The organism is Dongshaea marina, from assembly GCF_003072645.1.
Lineage (GTDB): Bacteria > Pseudomonadota > Gammaproteobacteria > Enterobacterales > Aeromonadaceae > Dongshaea > Dongshaea marina.
On the sequence record NZ_CP028897.1, the window covers coordinates 3,744,740 to 3,765,043 of the forward strand.

17 protein-coding genes and 4 pseudogenes are annotated in these 20,304 nt (G+C 52.7%); 6 read left to right on the forward strand and 15 right to left on the reverse strand.

The window, feature by feature from the left end; all coding sequences use genetic code 11:
- The first annotated feature begins 18 nt into the window (after positions 1-18).
- Entirely contained in the window at positions 19-738 is a 720-nt protein-coding gene (locus DB847_RS17510) for an AraC family transcriptional regulator (protein ID WP_108651868.1), read from the forward strand.
- Here the strand turns inward: DB847_RS17510 and DB847_RS17515 are convergent.
- The 4 genes from DB847_RS17515 to pomA all read right to left on the reverse strand — a co-directional run bounded on the left by DB847_RS17515 (position 735) and on the right by pomA (position 4,515).
- Entirely contained in the window at positions 735-1,127 is a 393-nt protein-coding gene (locus DB847_RS17515; RefSeq protein WP_108651869.1) for a nuclear transport factor 2 family protein, read from the reverse strand. The two genes, DB847_RS17510 and DB847_RS17515, sit on opposite strands and share 4 nt — an antisense overlap.
- A gap of 172 nt (positions 1,128-1,299) precedes the next feature.
- Positions 1,300-2,754: a tRNA uracil 4-sulfurtransferase ThiI gene (thiI, locus tag DB847_RS17520; RefSeq protein ID WP_108651870.1), complete on the reverse strand. Its 1,455-nt coding sequence runs from the start codon at positions 2,752-2,754 to the stop codon at positions 1,300-1,302.
- A gap of 102 nt (positions 2,755-2,856) precedes the next feature.
- Positions 2,857-3,744: a flagellar motor protein MotB gene (locus DB847_RS17525; protein ID WP_108651871.1), complete on the reverse strand. Its 888-nt coding sequence runs from the start codon at positions 3,742-3,744 to the stop codon at positions 2,857-2,859.
- A gap of 9 nt (positions 3,745-3,753) precedes the next feature.
- The gene (pomA, locus tag DB847_RS17530) at positions 3,754-4,515 is read right to left on the reverse strand and encodes a flagellar motor protein PomA (RefSeq protein WP_108651872.1); all 762 of its coding nucleotides are present in this window, start codon (positions 4,513-4,515) and stop codon (positions 3,754-3,756) included.
- A 229-nt stretch (positions 4,516-4,744) separates the two neighbouring features.
- Between pomA and DB847_RS17535 the strand changes: the two genes are divergently transcribed.
- From DB847_RS17535 to dxs, 3 genes are read left to right on the forward strand one after another with little or no spacing between them, the layout of a single operon-like run.
- On the forward strand, positions 4,745-4,978 hold the full coding sequence (locus tag DB847_RS17535) for an exodeoxyribonuclease VII small subunit (protein ID WP_108651873.1): 234 nt from the start codon (positions 4,745-4,747) through the stop codon (positions 4,976-4,978).
- A 2-nt stretch (positions 4,979-4,980) separates the two neighbouring features.
- A complete protein-coding gene (gene ispA, locus DB847_RS17540; RefSeq protein ID WP_234418424.1) occupies positions 4,981-5,871 on the forward strand; it encodes a (2E,6E)-farnesyl diphosphate synthase in 891 nt (296 codons plus the stop codon).
- Between the two features lie 14 nt (positions 5,872-5,885).
- Positions 5,886-7,748 (forward strand): 1-deoxy-D-xylulose-5-phosphate synthase, encoded by a 1,863-nt coding sequence (dxs, locus tag DB847_RS17545; protein WP_108651875.1) that lies wholly within the window; start codon positions 5,886-5,888, stop codon positions 7,746-7,748.
- Positions 7,749-7,815: 67 nt separating this feature from the next.
- Here dxs and DB847_RS17550 read toward each other — a convergent pair whose 3' ends face one another.
- The 7 genes and pseudogenes from DB847_RS17550 to DB847_RS25145 form a co-directional block, all read right to left on the reverse strand.
- A complete protein-coding gene (locus DB847_RS17550) occupies positions 7,816-8,793 on the reverse strand; it encodes an ABC transporter substrate-binding protein (protein ID WP_108651876.1) in 978 nt (325 codons plus the stop codon).
- Between the two features lie 45 nt (positions 8,794-8,838).
- Positions 8,839-9,090, reverse strand: coding sequence for a hypothetical protein (locus DB847_RS17555; protein ID WP_108651877.1), 252 nt, complete (start codon positions 9,088-9,090; stop codon positions 8,839-8,841).
- Positions 9,090-9,959, reverse strand: a complete 870-nt coding sequence (locus DB847_RS17560; protein ID WP_108651878.1) for an ABC transporter substrate-binding protein — start codon at positions 9,957-9,959, stop codon at positions 9,090-9,092. Before DB847_RS17560 ends, DB847_RS17555 begins: the two co-directional genes overlap by 1 nt.
- A 515-nt stretch (positions 9,960-10,474) precedes the next feature.
- Positions 10,475-11,247 (reverse strand): annotated as a pseudogene (locus tag DB847_RS17565) (ABC transporter permease).
- Positions 11,248-12,164, reverse strand: a pseudogene (locus DB847_RS17570) (ABC transporter ATP-binding protein).
- 114 nt (positions 12,165-12,278) lie between these two features.
- Complete coding sequence (locus tag DB847_RS17575) at positions 12,279-13,289, reverse strand: cobyric acid synthase (RefSeq protein ID WP_199911609.1); 1,011 nt, start codon at positions 13,287-13,289, stop codon at positions 12,279-12,281.
- A 229-nt stretch (positions 13,290-13,518) separates the two neighbouring features.
- Positions 13,519-13,740, reverse strand: a complete 222-nt coding sequence (locus DB847_RS25145) for a nucleotide-binding protein (RefSeq protein WP_199911610.1) — start codon at positions 13,738-13,740, stop codon at positions 13,519-13,521.
- A gap of 302 nt (positions 13,741-14,042) precedes the next feature.
- On the opposite strand from DB847_RS25145, the gene DB847_RS17580 reads away from it, so the two are divergent.
- Entirely contained in the window at positions 14,043-14,861 is an 819-nt protein-coding gene (locus DB847_RS17580; protein ID WP_108651879.1) for a substrate-binding periplasmic protein, read from the forward strand.
- A 494-nt stretch (positions 14,862-15,355) separates the two neighbouring features.
- Here DB847_RS17580 and hpt read toward each other — a convergent pair whose 3' ends face one another.
- Both hpt and mpl read right to left on the reverse strand, forming a co-directional pair.
- Positions 15,356-15,886 carry a hypoxanthine phosphoribosyltransferase gene (gene hpt / locus DB847_RS17585; protein WP_108651880.1) on the reverse strand — a complete coding sequence of 177 codons (531 nt, stop codon included), beginning with the start codon at positions 15,884-15,886 and terminating at the stop codon, positions 15,356-15,358.
- 92 nt (positions 15,887-15,978) lie between these two features.
- Positions 15,979-17,327 (reverse strand): annotated as a pseudogene (gene mpl, locus DB847_RS17590) (UDP-N-acetylmuramate:L-alanyl-gamma-D-glutamyl-meso-diaminopimelate ligase).
- Between the two features lie 162 nt (positions 17,328-17,489).
- On the opposite strand from mpl, the pseudogene ppa reads away from it, so the two are divergent.
- A pseudogene (ppa, locus tag DB847_RS17595) lies at positions 17,490-18,007 on the forward strand (inorganic diphosphatase).
- A gap of 207 nt (positions 18,008-18,214) precedes the next feature.
- On the opposite strand, the gene lldD reads toward ppa, so the two are convergent.
- A complete protein-coding gene (gene lldD / locus DB847_RS17600) occupies positions 18,215-19,372 on the reverse strand; it encodes an FMN-dependent L-lactate dehydrogenase LldD (RefSeq protein WP_108653009.1) in 1,158 nt (385 codons plus the stop codon).
- 274 nt (positions 19,373-19,646) lie between these two features.
- Positions 19,647-20,303, reverse strand: coding sequence for a GAF domain-containing protein (locus tag DB847_RS17605; RefSeq protein ID WP_108651881.1), 657 nt, complete (start codon positions 20,301-20,303; stop codon positions 19,647-19,649).
- Position 20,304: the final 1 nt, after the last annotated feature.

Here is a 20,304-nt window from a genome sequence, read left to right on the forward strand (position 1 = left end):
GTTTTTCAGGAGAGAGTCGTGATCTCAGAGCCATTGAAGCTCAGGCATAGAGAGTACCAGTGTGGAGAGAGCACCACCGGCCACCAGCATCCGCATCCTCAGTTGGTCTATATCCACCGGGGATGCGGGATCCTGGGAACCGCGATTGGTACTCAGCTGGTGACCAATGGTGAGCTAATATGGGTTCCGGGGAAAACCGAGCATAGCTTTGAGGTCCTGAAAAATAGCCGCGCTTCTTTGATTTACATCTTGCAGTCACCTGCCAGCATGCCCGATGCCATTATTAAGCTTGAGGTCACACCTGTGATGATCGGCCTAATCGACGCCCTGGGCCATCGCCTCGATGACAATGGCTCGCTGAAACACTCCTATCAGCAGGTATTCCTTGATCAGCTTGGCCAGCTAACACAGCTGGACGAACCATCCCTGCCCCTGCTGGACAGGCGCCTGCTACCGATTATTGGGGCTCTGAGCACCGAGCCCGGGATCAACCTCTCCCTCAGGGAGCTCAGCAAACGTTATGGCCCCTCGGAGCGAACGCTCAATCGCTTGTTCTCTCAGACTTTTGGCTGCAGCTTTCGCTTCTACCGCAACCAACTGGTGATGAGTAAGGCCCGCCAATGGCTGGCCGAGGGGCGATCTATGACCCGGATCGCCCTGGATCTAGGCTACCAAAGCCTGCCCGCATTCTCCTCGGCCTACCACAGCTACCTCAGACAAAGGGAGGGTAACTCCTAAGTACGAGATCCAAGATCCCTGTCCGCCTCACTTCCTTCGATGAGGTAGGTCATCTCGTCGCAGCTGGTGAGTTGTCCTTGCGGGTTAAAGCTAAAAAGCCCGATCACCTTGGCCTTGACCCGGCCACCATCTTTTTTCACGGCATCGACATAGTGGGTGGAGTGCAACTCATTGCCCTCAACAATCAGCTTTCTAAACTCAAACTCACAACTCTCAAGGGACGCTTTTAAAGCCCGCATGTGCTGGATAAAGTCGTCCAGATCCAGCTCTTTACCATCAACCCATTGATGATAATCGGGGGCAAAGTGCTGGCGGATCACTGCCTCATCGAAGCGAACATCTCCCAAAACCTTCTCAAAAGTCTGTTTAAAGCGTAATTTGTAATCCATAGCGAACTCCTTTTACTCGCATTGGTGAATGACCTAAGCATCATCTCAGAGGGCCGGCTAGCATACTTATGGCTTCCCGCCAAACGGTTATGAATTCTCGCCAAGTTCCGGCTCTGAAACTAAAAAACCAGCCCTGAGGACTGGTTTCATAGCGGTGAGCTTTGAGAGAGGGTTAGCCGCGATAGATTCGCACATTGGTGTGGCCCTGCTCCTGCAGGTAAAGTGCCTGCAGCTTACTCATTACCCCCCGCTCACAGTAAAGCAGGTAGTTTTTCGAGCTATCCAACTCAGAAAAGCGGCTGCCAAGCTTATAGAAGGGAACATGGATCACCTCAATGCCTTCGACCTGCAAGGGCTGCTCCTCCACCTCATCTATGGTACGGATATCCAGAATCACATCCTTAGCGGTAAATTCGGTGGCGGTCTCCACCTCCTGAACGCTTTGATTCGACTCCTCCATCACGTCACGAATATCCTGAACCTTGGCCTCGTTGACCACCTTCTCAATCAGTGACATATCAAACTTGCGCTCTTCGGCATCCACCACGGCGCGATCGGCCTTCACCGTGGGTCGTTGAGAGATCACCCCGCAATACTCGGGCATGGTCTCGGCAAAGGCTGCAGTGCCGATTTTGCGGGCGGTGTCGATAATGTCCTGCTTATCGGTTGCGATCAGGGGGCGCAAAATGAGGGTCTTGGTCACTTCATCGATAACCGACAGGTTAACCAGGGTCTGGCTGGAAACCTGCCCCAGGCTCTCACCCGTGACCAGGGCCGGGATATTAAAGCGCTCTGCGACGATGGACGCAGCACGCATCATCATCCGCTTGAGCACTACACCCATCACGGAATGATCCACCTTCTCCAGGATCTCTCCAACAATCGGCTCAAAAGGAACCGAAATGAAGCGAACCCTGTGAGAGGAACCATAGCGGTTCCACAGATAGGTGGTCACCTCTTTCACGCCGATCTCATGGGCGGCGCCACCCAGATTAAAGAAGCAGTAGTGAACCCGGCTACCCCGATTGATCAGCTGGAATGAGGAGACTCCCGAGTCAAAACCACCGGACATCAGGCTCAACACATGATCCTGGGTTGCCAGCGGATAACCACACAGGCCCTTGTAGTTATCACAAACCAGATAGAGCTTGTCATCCTCTATCTCCAGCAGTACCTCGGTATCAGGATTTTTAAGCTTCACCCCACCGGTTGAGCAGTTCTGATTAAGGTGCCCCCCCACATAACGCTCAACATCCAGGGAGTTAAATTCGTGTTTACCGCGGCGACGGGCCCGCACACAGAAGCTCTTGCCAGCAAGCTGCGACTCTTTAAGCTCGCGAACCTGGCGAGCGATATCATCCAGATCGGTATAACTTGACACCCTAACCTCAGAGAAGCTCTGGATCCCGGGAATACACTTGAGGGCATCGATCAGGCGTTCGCGATTTTCAGGGCTGTCATCCTTGCTGCTGACAACCATCTTGTCCCAATCATTGCGGACCGTGATCGTCTCATCATAGCGCCTCAGGACATTGCGAATGTTGCCCTGAAGGATCTTACTCATATGTTTGCGAACCGATTTACTCTTGATAGCAATTTCGGGAAAAAGCTTAACGATAAATTTCATGACGACTGCCAGCAGGATCTAATTTCAATAAAGCCGGCAATTATACACGCCCCGGGCAGGGCAGATGAAGGCCTGGCGTAAAATTAATCGTGCGCCACAAGCTTATGGCTGGCTGCTAGCCTCAATAGGAGCCGAATATTTGGGTTTACCCTGCATGATGGAGATCTCAACCCGGCGATTACGACGCCGATTTGACTCTGTATTGTGAGGAACCAGGGGCGCGGTGTCGGCCATCCCCCGAACGATCAGGCGATCCTCCTGAAACCCCCTCACCTTTAACATTTCGTGGGCCACAGCGACGGCACGCTGTGAAGAGAGATCCCAGTTGGAGGAGTAAAGCTCGGAGTCGACCCGACGATTATCTGTGTTTCCCGAGATGGTGATGATCCCGGGAACATCCTTGAGTAGGCTGGCGACCTTGCGGATGATCGGCCGAAACTTAGGTTGCAGGAACGCTGAGCCGGAAGGAAACGCACCTTTCTCGCGCACCCGGATCACGATCTGCTGCCCAAGTGCCTCTATCTCGATAGAGCCTTCCTTGATCTGCTTCTCCATCTTAGAAGCCACAGCCCGGGCTAGCTGCTGCACTGAGCGCGATGGAGTCTTACCTCCGGTCTGTTTCCCCGCTTCTTTCTTTTGCCCCGAGGCCCTATCTGACTCCCCCTCCTGAAAATCAAGAGTGGCTTCGGTGATATCTATGGTTTGCTGCATCACGGTATCGATCGGGGTGGGCTCCGGGCGCCCCGGGCGAAATTCCTGTGCAATCACAGAGGTCCCCTTGGGAATATCCTTTACCTCAATCACACTCTGAACCCCGAAGGCATTACGCATGGAACCAGCAATCTGCTTAAATTTGAGGACATCCATCTCGGAGAAAGCAAGCAGCAGCACAAAGAAGCACATCAGCAGCGACATCAGATCTGCAAAGGTCGACATCCATCCCGGGGCTCCCGGGGGCGGACATTTACACTCTTCCTGTTCGTCAGACATGCTTAATCCTTACTCGGTCTCGGCGACCTTACGTTTGGATTCGTTGAGATAGTTCTTGAGCATGGTTTCGATCACCCGCGGGTTCTGCCCATCCTGGATCCCCAAAATGGCATCCATGATCAAGGTCCGGTTGAGTTTCTCCTCATTCATTCTAAGACCCAGTTTATCGGCAATGGGTAGCGCCAGCATATTGGCGAGCATCGCCCCGTAGAGGGTGGTTAACAAGGCAACCGCCATTGCCGGACCGATCGCCTTGGGATCGTCCATGTTTGAGAGCATGGCTACCAGCCCCACCAGGGTACCAATCATCCCCATGGCCGGAGCCACATCTCCGAGGTTTTTAAAGATCCCCACCCCGGTATCATGACGCTCAGAGGTCAGGGCGATATCCTTTTGCATGGTCGCGCGCACCACTTCGGCGTCATGACCATCCACCAGCATATCGATCCCTTTTTGCATAAAATTATTTGTGACTTCAGCTTCTTCAAGTGCCAAAAAGCCGCCCTTACGGGCCGCATCGGCAAGCTCTACCGCTCGCTCGATCAAATCCTCTGGTTTATCCAGCTTAAACATGAATGCCTTGGCCGCAATTTTGGCCGAGCCGAGAAACTGGCCCATGTTGTATTTCATCAAAACCACAAACAGGGAGCCGCCAAACACGATCAGAACCGAGGGGATATCGACGTAGATGGCAATACTGCCACCCATCATCATCGCCATCACCACAAACCCCAGCGCTCCAACAAATCCTAATAGCGTCGCGAGATCCACATTTACTCCCCTCTGCCCTGAGCTTGAGCGCCGAATGGCCTCAAATAAACACTAGCAAGTTTATTGCCAATGTGTCAGGAAATAACCACATCAACATGCGGCTCTTTGTAGATGAAAGTTTAGTCCATCTTTGGATATTTCGGGCCCGCTAACATCGAATTTCATTGTGTGCGCTAAACAGTGATAGAATCCCTCTTTTCGTGGGCAAGGCAACTCTGGACAACGAGCGATGGCAGCAAAAAAACCAGAAAATATGAGCTTTGAAGCTTCTCTTGGGGAGCTTGAGCAGATTGTGTCGCAGCTGGAAAAAGGTGAGATTGCACTTGAAGATGCATTGAAGCTGTTTGAGCGGGGAATCGGCTTGGTTCGCTCAAGTCAGCAAAAGCTGGATCAGGCCGAGCAAAAAGTACAGCTATTGAACGAGCAGGGACAACTGGTTCCCTTCACCAGCAACGGAGAATGAGCGTGCAACTGGAATGCAAAGTCAGTGACTACAAAGAGCGTATTGATCGTGTCCTGCACGCTCAGCTTCAGGGGCAACCCAAACTGGCTCCCGTTTTGCTGCTAGCGATGGAGCATGGTTTGCTGCTTGGTGGCAAGCGGCTGCGTCCGGTATTGGTCTATGTGACAGGGGAGATGTTAGGCGCAACTGCGGATGAGCTCGATTATGCCGCGGCAGCCATCGAGTGTATCCACGCCTACTCCCTGATCCATGACGACCTTCCCGCCATGGACGATGATGACTTGCGCCGTAACCAGCCCACCGTCCACAAGGCGTTCGACGAAGCCAGTGCGATTTTAGCCGGTGATGCTCTGCAAACCCTGGCGTTCTCCATTATTGCCGATGCCCCCGCGACGTTGCTGAGCCCGGCGGTTAAGGTGACTCTGATCTCGACCCTGGCTCAGGCATCCGGTTATCAGGGAATGTGTGGTGGCCAGGCCCTGGATCTGGCAGCCGAGGATCACCAGCTATCTCTGGATGAGCTTGAAACCATTCATCGTCATAAGACGGGCGCTCTGATCCGCTGTGCCGTGTTACTGGGAGCGCAGACCGCCCAATGCGATGATCCGGGACAGCTGGAGGCCCTGGCCGAATATGCACAAAGGATCGGCCTGGCTTTCCAGGTGCAGGATGACATTTTGGACCTGACCTCAGATACCCAAACCCTCGGAAAGCCCCAGGGATCCGACGTCCGTCAGCATAAAAGCACCTACCCCGCGCTACTCGGGCTCGACAAGGCGCGTGACATGGCTCTCGCTCTTGAACGCCAGGCCTTACAGTCTCTCGATAATCTACCTTACAATACCGAGATCCTTGAGGCGTTTGCCCATCTCATCGTTTCGCGCAACCGCTAGAATTTGGTTTGTTTATGACAGTTGATATTGCAGATTTCCCATTGCTGGCGCTTGCCAATACTCCCGAAGAGTTGCGAGAGCTTCCCAAAGATGCCCTGCCTGAGCTCTGTAGTGAGCTTAGGGAGTTCCTGCTGCGCTCCGTTAGTCGCAGTAGTGGCCACCTGGCATCAGGCCTTGGAGCCGTGGAGCTCACGGTGGCTCTTCACTATGTATATAACACCCCGGTCGATCGTCTGGTGTGGGATGTTGGGCACCAGGCCTACCCCCATAAGATCCTCACCGGACGCCGCCAGCAGATGCATACGATCCGCCAGCTGGATGGACTGCACCCCTTTCCCTGGCGGGAAGAGAGCCCTTACGACACCCTGAACGTCGGCCACTCCAGTACCTCGATCGGTGCAGCCCTTGGGATGGCGATCGCCGCAGAGAAAGAGGGAGCCGGCAGAAAGGTGGCCGCCGTGATTGGTGATGGGGCCATGACCGCCGGAATGGCCTTTGAGGCGCTCAATCACGCCGGTGGACTGCACCCGGATATGCTGGTTGTACTCAACGATAACGACATGTCGATCTCCGAGAATGTCGGTGCCCTTAATCGCTACCTGTCACAACTGATGTCCGGGCGTTTTTACTCCTCAATCCGCGAAGGCGGTAAGAAGGTTCTCTCCTCTATGCCATCGGTTCGTGAGCTGGCCCGGCGCGCCGAGGAGCACCTCAAGGGGATGGTTGTCCCTGGAACCCTGTTTGAAGAGTTTGGCTTTAACTACATAGGGCCGATCGATGGTCACGACGTCGATGGTCTGATCGAAACTCTCAAAAACATGCGCCAGCTCAAGGGACCTCAGCTGCTGCATGTGATCACCCGCAAGGGGAAAGGCTACAAGCCCGCAGAAAAGGATCCCATCGGATACCATGGTGTCCCTTGCTTTGATCCCGACGAGGCGGAGCTTCCGAAATCAAGTGGAAAATCGGTCACCTTCTCCAGCGTGTTTGGCGACTGGCTGTGCGACATGGCGGCACAGGACCCCAAATTAGCCGCCATTACCCCTGCGATGCGTGAAGGCTCAGGAATGGTTCGCTTCTCCAAGGAGTATCCTGAGCAGTATTTTGACGTGGCCATCGCCGAACAGCACGCTGTCACCTTTGCTGCGGGGCTTGCGATCGAGAGCTATCACCCTGTGGTCGCCATCTATTCAAGCTTCCTGCAGCGTGCATATGATCAGTTGATCCATGATGTTGCTCTGCAAAACCTGCCTGTGCTGTTTGCCATCGACCGCGCAGGAATTGTCGGTGCCGATGGCCCGACCCACCAGGGAGCCTTTGACTTAGGCTTTTTGCGTACCGTCCCTAATATGGTGGTGATGACCCCCTCCGATGAGAACGAGTGCCGCCAGATGCTTTACACCGGATACCAGCTGCAGGGGCCGGTTGCCGTGCGTTACCCGCGGGGACAGGGCAATGGCCAGCCCTGTGAACCCCAGATGCAGAGCATAGAATTAGGCAAGGGGATTATTCGCCATCAGGGGAGTAAGGTTGCCATTCTGTGCTTCGGTACCCTGCTACAGCAGGCAGAGCCGGTTGCCAAAGAGGCCGGGTATACCCTGGTGGATATGCGCTTTGTGAAGCCTCTGGATGAGGCATTGCTCAAGGAGCTGGCCCAAACCCACGACTACCTGGTCACCCTTGAGGAAAATGCGATCATGGGTGGTGCAGGCTCAGCGGTGAATGAAGTTCTATTCCAGCAGGGCCAGGTCAAACCTGTGCTCAACTTAGGATTGCCGGATCGCTTTATTGAGCAGGGGTCTCAACAGCAGATCCTGGAGCGACTGGGGCTGGATAGCCAGGGGATCACCCAGAGTATCGAAGAGTTTATTCGTTAAGCTCTTCCTGGCCCGGTTGCCGTTTCAGACTAACAAACGTCATCCGGGTCTAACAAACCTGCCGTTACTACTCAACAAAACTGGATACCTGGGCAATACCGACGGGTAATTCAACACCCCACTTTTTCATCTGGGTCTTACTAAACAGGTAGTAACCTTTCTGTGCAACTCTGGGTCGAATCGACGCGGCGGTAGCCCCTCGTAAAATTTCGCGAGCGATAATCCCCGCCTCGCGTCCCTGCTCATAGCCCGATAAAACCAGGCCGCCCATCGCCTTATCCGGACCGACCGAAATATCCCAAAAGCCGAACAGGGGAACCGGGGTATGAGCCGAGGTCCACCTCAGAACTTTATCGGATGGAATATGCAACCCCTCATCGGACACCGAGGTATAGATGCCGATCACAATGAGATCGTAGTGACTTGCGGCACTGAGCACAGTTTCCTGCCACTGCTCCCAGTTACCGATGAGCTTTAGAGTAATTGAAACCCCTCTGTCGCTGAGCTCACTCTCATCACCAAAGTAACTTTTCACCGAAATCCTGGAGGTTACGCTGTTATCAAACAAGATGAGAAATCGCTTCGCCCCGGGATCGATGCGAAACAGGCTGACCATGGAACGCTTGATCAGGGGACGCTCCAATACCCCTGTGATATTTCGTCCAAGGGGGACATAATCTCTGGGGTTGTTATTGATCCCCAAAAAGACCACCGGGGTGTTGGTTGCTAAAAAGCGCTTTCCCAAAAGGCGCAGGGCATTATCATCTCCCAGGATCACCAGTTCCGGCTTCAGCTCCTGATACCTTTGCCATGCCAGCTCCGCCCGCCGCTGATAATCTGCCTCAGGTAGCCGTTTCGAATCGAGCTCAAAATAGCTTAGCTGATTCTCCTGCCCCAGGATGGCCTCCAGCCCCTGCTTATACTCCTGATCCCAGGCAAGTGTTCCATGATAGCTCTCGATGACCAGCACTGTACTTTTGGCAAAACTGACCGGGCCCAGGAATACCCCAAAGAGCACAATGCCAATTAGTAGTACCTTATTCATAGCAGTCCCTTGGGATCTGGCGCTCGACGATTCGAGCGACTTGCCTTAAAAGCTTTCATCGACCTGCGGTTTCACTTCGGGAAACTGGGCCAGTACCGCATCCAATCCGAAATCATACTGCTTAATATTGGGATTAAGCACCTTAGAGAACTTCCGAAAATCGATCTGCTGCCACTGCTGCCTGCCAAAGATCTGGATGTATTTATCCACGTTACTGCGATCAATCGGATACATCCTGGATTTTACCGGATCGTCGATAAAGTCCTTGCCGTGATGGTAATCATAGAGCATCACCATCACCCAGCCCCATCCATGAAGTGCCCACCCACAGTGGTCAGCATAGTCCCGAAGCTAACCATTTTTATTGCAGGAGGGTACCAACCACAGCCGGCAAACAGGATATCCTTACCCAGAGTCTTATTACGCTGCTGTGCCTGCTCCATCGCCCCAAAAGCCGTGGTATCGTTCGCGCCCCAAAATGCCTGGATATCGTCGCCATAGTGGCTAAAGATCGAGCCGGCTATGTTATAAGCCCTGCTTTGGGTCCAGTTCCCGGAAGTAAGCTCCAATAGCCTAACCTGGTCTCTGTGCTCCGAAATAGCCTTCATCAACCCCTTGACCCGCTCCGTGGAGGCATGGGTCTTATCTGCACCGGCAATGGCAGCAAGATGAACCTTACCATCTTTGGCATATAACCCTTTATCAAGGGCTGCCTGAATAAGTGCCGCTCCCATCTGATAACCTGCGGAGAAGTTATCGGGGATAAACTCACCTATCCAGTTTTTATAGCGATCCCTGGGTTTAATCGCCTTACGAGAAACGAAGCCGTTATTAAACAGAAATACCTTCACCCCGGCCCGATCGGAGATGCGGATGATCTCACCGGCGATACTTTTTTCATTACCTGTGATCAGGTAATCCGGCGGGTCATCACGTTGAACCACCTCCCGGGCCTGGCGGATCGTCAGGTGATAATTTCTGTTGGAGTTGAGCACTTCGAGCTCCATCCCAAGATCATCGGCCGAAGCCTGCATGAAATCTATGATCATCTCCCAAAACCAGTGATCGCCCTGAGGATTAAGCAAAACCACGCGAATAGGATCGGCTGCGACTCCGCGCACGGAGCCAAGTAGGATACACAGGGTTAACAGCAGGGATCTGAACATCAAAGGATAGCCTGTGAAGCTTTACCTTTAGAGAGTATAGCCCTCTGGCTATGGCCTCTCTAACTGATGGGACTTTGGAAACTTAACCGTCTAAATCGCTTGAAGTTCACGAAACGAAGGAAGAGAGAAGATAGCTTGGAGCTCATAAGAGTTTTTGATGAATCGGGAGCTTTCTCTTGGCTGAAAGCTCCCTTATCCTGGTAGATCGTTTCAATTGGTTTGCCGCGGCCTGAATATCATTTGAGGCCACGCAGTGAATCCGAATCTCCTCCATGAGATTCTGTTCCAGCTCGGCATCCTACCTCGCGTGCGTTACTTTGGAAGCAACTTACCCCTGTATGCTCGACGCCAGCGGCTACCATCCTGGTAGCCTCTTCCCATTCGCAGTCCATTGCTCTCGCTACGTTGCTAAGCAACTACGTCCATGCTGGCAACGGGCCTAAATGATATTTCAGACACCCGTGAAGCGATCGTTAAACAACATAGGTCAAATGCTCTGAAATGAAGTACTAAGCTCAGGAGCGAAGGCCGATCCCCTTTTGGATGAGAAACCACACCAGGGCATAGAGGGCGACTATCACCGCCAGAATAATCCCGATCGCCATCGAAACCGGGACATCACTTACCCCGAGAAAACCATAGCGAAAAGCGTTGATCATATAGATGATCGGGTTAAATTTTGAGACATGCTGCCAAAAGGGCGGCAGCAGCGAGATAGAGTAAAAGATCCCGCCAAGGTAGGTCAGCGGAGTCAGCACAAAGGTTGGAATAATGCTGATGTCGTCAAAGCTCTTGGCAAAAATGGCATTCACCAAGCCCCCAGAGAAAACAGCACCGAGGTCAAAAAGACCGTGGTGATGATGATCCCGAAGTGATGGATCTGCAGTGGCACAAACAGCTGAGAGACCAGGGTCACAATGAGCCCGACCAACAACCCCCGGGTCACCCCGCCTCCTACAAAACCTGCGATGATAATGTAGTTGGGCACCGGAGCCACCAGCAGCTCCTCGACGTTGCGCTGGAACTTGGCACTATAGAAAGAGGATGCCACATTGGAATAGGAGTTGGTGATCACCGACATCATGATGAGGCCCGGCACGATGAACTGCATATAGCTAAAGCCATCCATGGTACCGATACGCGAGCCGATGAGATTACCAAAAATCACGAAATACAGAGACATGGTGATCGCGGGTGGCACCAGGGTCTGCACCCAGATCCGGGTAAAGCGGGAGATCTCTTTGATCAAAATACTCTTGAAAGCGATATAGTAACTAACCCAATCCATCTAGCCTCTCCCCTGTTCTACGAGCTTCACAAACAGCTCTTCGAGACGATTACTCTTGTTACGCAGGCTCAACACCTCAACCCCCTGGTGATTGAGCTGAGCAAACAAAGGACCCAGCCCCTGCTCTTTTCGAACCTCGACCATCAGGGTCTTGGGATCGGCCATCTGCCAGGGATATCCTTCAAGCTGCATCGGGGTTTGCGGGGTACTTCCCAGATCAAGCAGAAAGGTTTCTGCACTCAGCTTTGCCAGCAGCCGCTTCATGCTGGTATTTTCTACCAGGGTTCCCTTATCGATGATCCCGATATTCCGGCACAGCATCTCGGCCTCTTCCAGATAATGAGTGGTCAGTATGATGGTGATCCCGGAGCGGTTGATCTCCTGCAAAAAGGTCCACATCGAGCGACGGATCTCGATATCTACCCTGCGGTAGGCTCATCTAAGATCAACAAGCGTGGCTCATGCATCAGGGCTCTTGCGATCATCAGCCGCCGCTTCATTCCCCCGGACAGGGATTTTGCCTGCTCATCCCGTTTATCCCACAGATCCAGCTGTTTAAGGTATTTCTCGGCGCGTATTTTTGCCTCATGACGGGGTACTCCGTAATAACCCGCCTGATTCACCACAATCTGCCGCACCTTTTCAAACTGGTTGAAATTAAACTCCTGTGGAACCAGCCCGATCTGCTTCTTGGCCTTCTCAAGATCCCGGTCAATATCATAGCCATGGACTTTGACCGTGCCCGAGCTCTTGTTCACCAGGGAGCTGATGATCCCGATCGTGGTGGACTTTCCCGCACCATTGGGCCCCAGCAGTGCAAAGAAATCCCCCTCAGCGACCGTAAGATCGATCCCCTTGAGAGCCTCCACACCATTACTATAAGTTTTTCGCAACTGAGATATCTCTAGCGCATTCATCTCTCGTCACCCATCTATTTATAACTGCACCGTATGCTACAGTATTTCGAAAAATATGGAAATTAAAATTTCATGAGGACTTTTCAATCATTCAGGCTCTGGAGCTGAAGAGATCTAAGAAGGCTTTTGATACTCACGCATCAACTGATAAATTTTCGGTATATTGAGGTGCTGACGCATACAGTCCGCCAGTTGATCAAACTGCTGCTGACGAAACTCCTGATAGCAGAAACCCTCTTTATCCAGGGGTTCCATTCCCCGGCGCTGGCGCAACCCATTGAGCAGGGCCCGGGTCATGAGATCATTATCAAACACCCCGTGCAGATAGGTTCCGGCAACCGTACCCTGAGGGTTGATAGCTCCCTCGCACTCCTCTATCGCCTGACCATTACCCCGCTCTAAATAGCTAAAAGCTTGGGCTGCGGGCCCGCAACGGGTCTGGCCCATATGGATTTCATAACCCATCACCGCCAACTCCCGGCACCCGCTGAAAAGACCCGTCAGCTGAGGGCTCAGGGTACCGATGACACGGGTCGTGGTTTTTTCACTGGCAAAGCGGGTTTCACAGTCAAGTAATCCCAACCCATCCATCCGGGATACCGAGGATTCAACCCCATCGATAATATGCCGCCCCAGCATCTGAAATCCCCCGCAGATCCCAAATATCGGTGTCCCCCGGCCGTGGCATGCCAGGATCTCTTCAGCAAGACCGCACTCGTACAGGTAACTCAGATCCCCCAGGGTATTTTTGCTGCCCGGCAGGATCAGCAGATCCGGTTCCCCCAACGCATCCCTGTGGCTGACGTAACGTAACCGAACATCCGGCTGTACCTCCAGGGGGTTAAAATCGGTAAAGTTGGAGATATGTGGCAGTTGGATCACCGCGATATCCAAAAGTTTGTGCGGATATGCAGCGCTTTTTCTACTTTGCAGAGCGACCCCGTCCTCATCATCAAGCGCCAGCTCCATCCAGGGGATCACCCCAAGCACAGGGACACTGGTGAGCGCCTCAATCTGGCGAAGCCCCGGCTCCAGCAGTGCCAGGGTGCCATAGATACTGGCAAACACACCACCACGATCGATATCAGCCACCAGCAACACAGGGGCATCGGCGAGCTTCGCCATTCCCATGTTAACAATATCGCGATCGCGCAGGTTGATCTCGGCCGGACTTCCCGCCCCTCCAGAACCATGATCTCGAACTCACCGGCCAGCTCCTGATACGCCTGCTGGATCTGCCGCTGTAGCTTGGGCTTGAATTCGTGATAACTCGCAGGCTCCATCTGGCTGACGACCCTTCCCATCCATACCACCTGGGCACCACTGCGACCGGTCGGCTTAAGCAAAATCGGATTCATTCGCACATCGGGCTCAATGCCTGCGGCCTCAGCCTGGAGGAGCTGTGCCCGGCCCATCTCCTCCCCCGGGCGGTGATCCCGGAATTAAGAGCCATATTCTGCGACTTGAAGGGAGCACAGGCGTAGCCATCCTGATGAAATATCCGGCACAATCCGGCACACAGGATACTTTTACCCACATCGGATGCCGTCCCCTGAAGCATCACTGATAACCCCATACCACCTCCATGACCACCTCAAAAATGTAAAACCAGCTCACCAAGCCATCGCCCTACTCAGCTCAGCCTCACCGATCATATCGGAGAAAAGGCTATCATCCTATCCATAACAGGGCTGGCCCCGGTTAATCCAGAAAATTGTTACTTTCCTGAGCTGCTAACGATTCATTCTCAGACAATAATTCTGTATCAGCGATACCTGATCTCCCCTCATGAATGAATTGATGACGCCTGCTGGACAGCATCTTTGTTAACTGCTTGGATAGTGATATGAAAAACAACCTTGAGATGTAATTTTGAACATGTTTTTCCGGTTGGGGATACTGTTCATCTCTTTGCTGGGGTGTATCACCCCGGCCTCTGGTGCACAAATCGGCTCGCAGCCTGGCGAGGAACCCATCGCGATTTATTACTACGATCGAGTCCCATATCGGATCTTTATCTCAAAAAATGATGCATCTGGTATTTTGGTGGATATAACCAAGCAGGCATTAAAGTCCGCCGGCATCGATTATCAATTCAGGATCAGGCCCTTTCGAAGAATCATGAGAGAGCTACTCTCTCCTGAGGTGCACGGGTGTGTTCCCGGTATTTATAAAACAACGAAACGAGAGAAGCTCTATCTATACAGCAGCCATCCCCTTCTGGTGGAAAAACCTATGGCCATTGTGATCAATATTCACAAGGCCAGCCGACTGCCGCAAACCCCGGGGATCAAGGCGCTGTTCACCTCCGGGCTCACCATGGGTGTATATAATGGCTTTTCATATGGGAAATGGTACGACGATAAGATGACTGAATATAGTGTGAAATCGCACATCTTAAACTTCGTCAAAGGTGAAGAGGTTACAAGGACGGCACACATGGCGAAGATGGTGGCAATTAATCGGGTCGATTACACATTGATGGCTCCAATTGAAGCAAGGTGGATACTGAAACACAATAAAAATATCAGAGATCAGGTCAAGATCCTTACCATCCGTGATGCTCCAAAGACAAATGACAGATATCTGGTTTGCAGCAAGGCTGTTGGCCTTAATAATATGAATAAAATCAATACAGCTCTTAGTCAACTATTAGCTTCTGCAACATATCAACAGATATTAAGTGAGTATTATTAATCCTATTGTGAATAATGAAGTGGATTCGATTATCTCGCTGAACACTGACCAGTTAAAGATGAGCTGTAATCTAAATAACTGTTCCAAATAGTAGATCACTTGAGCCAGCTATTGAATTGTGAATGAGCAGACCCTCTGCGTCATGGGTGACGCGGTGGAGCTTCCATGGATGGATTCATAGCCTGTCTGCCAGCACACATCAATAGATGTAGCAGTAATAGGATCAGCTATTTAGCAGATCGTTTCAATTGGGTCTATCGGTGCCTGAATATCACTTAAGTCCGCCCAGTAAATACCTCCCTGTAAGCTCGATGCCGGTGCCTCTGCGGGTTCAGGCACCCGTGAAGCCCTCGTTAAGCAACTGTGGTCAAGTGCTCTGAAATGATGCACCAGGCTCTCAAATGAGAAAGGCCAGACTCCCCGGAGCCTGGCCCTTTCATCACAAACTTTCCCCAAGGTTGAGAGCCGCTCTTGCTACGCTCTCATCTCGGCGCTTAATCCAGAGGGATCACCTTGCCGATATAGGGAAGGTTGCGGTACTTTTGCGCATAGTCGATGCCATAACCCACCACGAACTCATCCGGAATGGTGAAACCAACCCAGTCGACCGGAACTTGGGTCTCACGGCGGCTTGGCTTATCCAGCAGGGTGGTGATAGTCACAGACTTTGGCTCACGGAGCAGTAACATCTCCCGAACCTTGTCCAGGGTAAAGCCGGTATCGATAATATCTTCAACGATCAGCAGATCCTTACCCTTGATATCGTCATCCAAATCCTTGAGGACACGAACATCCCGAGAGCTTTCCATGCTGTTTCCGTAACTGGACACCGTCATAAAATCGAGTGTCACCGGCAGCTCCAGCTGACGACAAAGATCGGAAAGAAAGACACATGAACCACGCAGCAGACCGATCATTACCAGGTTTTCAGTATCCTGGTAACGCTCCTGGATCTCACGACCCAGCTCAGCAACACGCGCCTCAATCTCGGACTGAGGGATCATCACCTCAAGTTTATGCTTCATTTTACTCTCCAGGTTTTGACCTGAACCAAATAAGGGGGAAACGGCGATTATAACACCCTCACCGGAGAAATTCGCTCCCCAAATGTCACTTGCTAACCGGCCAGCCCCAAGACAATCCGCTCGGGCATATTGGCAAAACCGCCATTGCTCATCACCACGATGCGATCCCCCGGACGGGCATTCTCCAGCACCGCCTGCAACAGTTGCTGGTGATCATTAAATACCCGGGCACAGGATAGATGGTTGGCTACCTCCTGCTGCAGATCCCAGCTCATCCCATCGGGCTGAAACAGATAGACCTCATCGGCCTGAGCCAAAGAGCCAGCCAGCGTATCTCTATGGCTGCCCTGGCGCATGGTGTTTGAGCGGGGCTCCAGCACCGCAATCGTTCTCCCCTCTGGAGATTTGAGCGCATCCAGGGTCGCGGCAATCGCCGTTGGATGGTGAGCGAAATCATCAAAGACCAAGATATTGTTATGCTCACCACGCAGTTCCAGCCGCCGCTTTGGTGCCTGAAACTCACACAATGCCTCTATTGCATGCTGAGGGAGCACTCCCACATGGCGCGCCGCGGCGATCGCCATCAAGGCGTTATGGGCATTGTGTCGCCCGAGTATTCCCCAGGAGACGGTTCCAAGCTTCTCACCATCCAGCCAGACAGAAAACTCCCGGCCGTCTGGACGATCCAGTGTCAGCTGCCAGCGGGCACTATCGCCATCGACTTTCTCAACCTGAGTCCAGCAGCCCATCTCCAGGACCTCTTGCAGCGCGCTGTCGGCATCGGCGCACAGGATCTGCCCCTGGCCGGGCACTGTGCGAATAAGATGATGAAACTGGCGCTGAATCGCCCCAAGATCATCAAAGATATCCGCATGATCAAACTCAAGATTATTCAGGACCAGGGTACGGGGGTGGTAGTGGACAAACTTAGAACGCTTATCAAAAAAGGCACTGTCGTATTCGTCGGCCTCTATCACAAAAATGGGGTCTGGCCAAGCTCAGCCGAGCTCTCCAGTTGCTCGGATACACCGCCAATCAAAAATCCGGGCGCCATACCGGCAAACTTAAGGATCCAGGTGAGCATGGTTGCTGTGGTAGTTTTGCCATGGGTGCCAGCCACTCCCAGCACCCAGCGCTGCTGAAGCACATTGGTGGAGAGCCACTCGGGACCTGAGCAATAGGGCAGGTTGCGGTTGAGGACCGCCTCCACACATGGGTTCCCACGACTCATCGCATTGCCGATGATCACCAGCTCTGGTCCATCATCCAGCTGCGCCGGATCAAACCCTTCGATGATCCCGATCCCCTGCTGCGCGAGAAAGGTGCTCATGGGCGGATAAACATTGGCATCACATCCCGTCACCTGGTGACCCAGCTGCCTTGCCAGTACCGCAACGCCCCCCATGAAAGTGCCACAAATTCCAAGTATATGAATACGCATAATTGTTCCTAAAACCTTAACCCCGGGTGAAACCGCTGCCCTGTTTTGCTACAAAAAGCGGAGTATAATGACTCCTCGTCGTGCCGCAAAGACACCATCCGCCAATTCGCTCGGGAGTCAGGCATCGACACGAAACACAATAGCATCTGACAAGGAGAGATCATGAGCTTGAATCAGGTTCCGGCCGGACAAAAACTTCCCGAAGACATCAATGTTATCATCGAAATTCCGCAAAATGCGGATCCTATCAAATATGAGGTCGATAAAGACAGCGGTGCCCTGGTGGTTGATCGCTTCATGGCGACCCCTATGTTTTACCCTTGTAACTATGGTTACATCAACCAGACCCTCTCACCCGATGGGGATGCCGTCGATGTGCTGGTTCCGACCCCCTACCCCTGCAACCGGGGTCGGTCATTCGCGCTCGCCCGATTGGAATGTTGAAGATGACGGATGAGTCGGGAGAGGACGCCAAGATCATCGCAGTGCCTCACGACAAGCTGACCCAGCTGTATAGCCATATTCAGGATATCCAGGATCTGCCAGAGCTCCTCAAGTCACAGATCAGCCATTTCTTTGAGCGCTATAAAGAGCTGGAAAAAGGCAAGTGGGTCAAGGTCGAGGGCTGGGCAGACAGGCAGGCCGCCGAAGCCGAGATCATGGCCTGCTATAAAGGCTAAATCCCGGAGTTTCTGGTATCCATAAGTGACCGGTGCAGATGCATGGATCATTGGTAATGATGGATCTCCGGAGTTCGCCTTCGCCATAGCCACTCATTCAGTGACCAGAAGCAGGCTCAACCCAATGTTGTAGTCTTACATCTTGGGCTTGAGCCTTAAGTTCAACAGCTGCAATCTGATAGAAAGGAACCAATAGCTGTTATGAACCTATTCACCTGAGAACTCTCGCTCAATCAGATCCAGGTTGGCGCGACTGATCTCGCTCGGTGATTTAACTCCAGACATTGTCATCGCCACGACCATATCTGCCGCAAATAGCTCTAACAGATTAGATACTGCGGCCTGACCTCCTGCCGCCAAAGCATATATATAAGCACGCCCTAGCAGCACTCCCTTGGCTCCCAGGGCCAACATGCGTACAACATCAAGGCCAGACCGGATGCCTGAGTCCGACAATATGGTCAATTCATCACCAACAGCATCCGCGATAGCAGGCAGAGCCATAGCCGTAGAGATCGCACCATCAAGCTGTCGTCCCCCATGGTTAGATACTATGATGCCATCGGCGCCAAACCGAACCGCTTCACGGGCATCTTCCACGTCCAATAAGCCCTTTAAAATTAATTGACCTTTCCACTCATCGCGAATCCATTGCAGATCAGACCAGCCAATCGAAGGATCAAAGTTGGCCCCAAGAAAACCCATGTAGTCATCCATACTCATTCTATGGCCGGTATAGGCTTCGATATTACCGAAGGATAACGGTCGGCCCATTAATCCAACATCAAGGGCCCAGCTCGGATGGCTTAAAGCTTGCAAATATTGACGCATTGTTGCCCAGGGGCCAGACATACCGGAATGTCGATCACGGTAACGCGATCCGGGAATGGGCATATCAACGGTAAAAACAAGGGTACGCATCCCTGCGTTCCAAGCTCGCTCGAGGGAATTTCGCATATAACCGCGATCTTTGATGACATAAAGTTGCGACCATTGCTCACCGCCGGCTCCCTTAGCAACTTCTTCAATCGAGCAGACAGACACGGTGGATAAGGTGTATGGGATTTTCTTTTCTGCAGCGGCACGTGCCGCTTGAACTTCTCCACGGCGGGCATACATACCCGTTGCTCCGACTGGACCAAGAGCTATGGGCAATCCCCATCGACTCCCGAGAATCTCGCACTCCAAGGAGGGTACACCAACACTGGCAAGCACTCGCTGACGCAGGAAGACATCTTGCAAACTGCGTACGTTATTGTTCATCGTGCCTTCAGTGCCAGCACCACCATCAATGTAATCAAACAAAAAACCAGGGAGACGGCGATGGGCCGCTTCCCTATAATCCATGGGGCTTGAAATAATCATCTTGTAACCTATTTGAAGACCTGTCCGAAAGCCTGGCCCGGGTAACGAAACGTTCCGAGTCAGCCCGCTTTGGTTTGCAAGGCTACTGAGTTCACCGGGAAGCATCTATCAAAAAAATACAGGTTAGATACACTGGTGCATATAAAGCCAGTGTCCTCAAATAAGCGCTGATCTGGTAATCCCCCAACTCACGGGGCTGACTCCCTTAAAATCAGATGCAGTTATTTCATCCCCAACCGCTTGGCTAAGCGATGCAGGTTTCCGGGATCCACTCCTAAGCGACCAGCGGCAACAGACCAGGTCCCCCGGCGTCTTCCAGCGCCAGGGTCAGTAAGCGCCGTTGAAAAGCATCGGTCGCATCGCGTAACGAGAGCTTGTTGAACTGCTTCCACAGGTCATCGGCACACTCACTGGCCTTTTGCTCCAGCTCACTCATGTGCAGCGCCAGATGCAGCGCTGCCGCTCCAACCTCACTGACCGATTCAAGCTGGGTATCGGCCACCGAATCGAAACAACCTGCGGTGATCGAATCCATGGTCAGGGCTCCCAACAGCTTGCCCTCTTTGCGAAGCGGGATCCCCATGCAATCATGGATATTGGGTAGATTATCAAAGCCAGCCACCAGCTTGTCGTAGGGGTCCGGCAAGGATGAGCTGGCATCAAAGCGGGTCGGCGATTCATTTTCGGCGATGATGGCCAACCGCGGGTGCTCGGTTACCGCGAAGCACTTCTCAAGAGTTTGTGGGACCAGGCCCGCAATCGCCAAGGGGTAGAATATACCATCCTGATAACGCAGCAGGGCTGCTGCATCGCAGGGAATGGTCTCCCGTACCTGGGCCAGCAAGCGTTCAAACCGATCTTCTGCAGGAAGACTTTCGACCATCCCCAGGATCAATTCCAGTTTATCGCTCGCCAGTGATTGCAGTTCCATA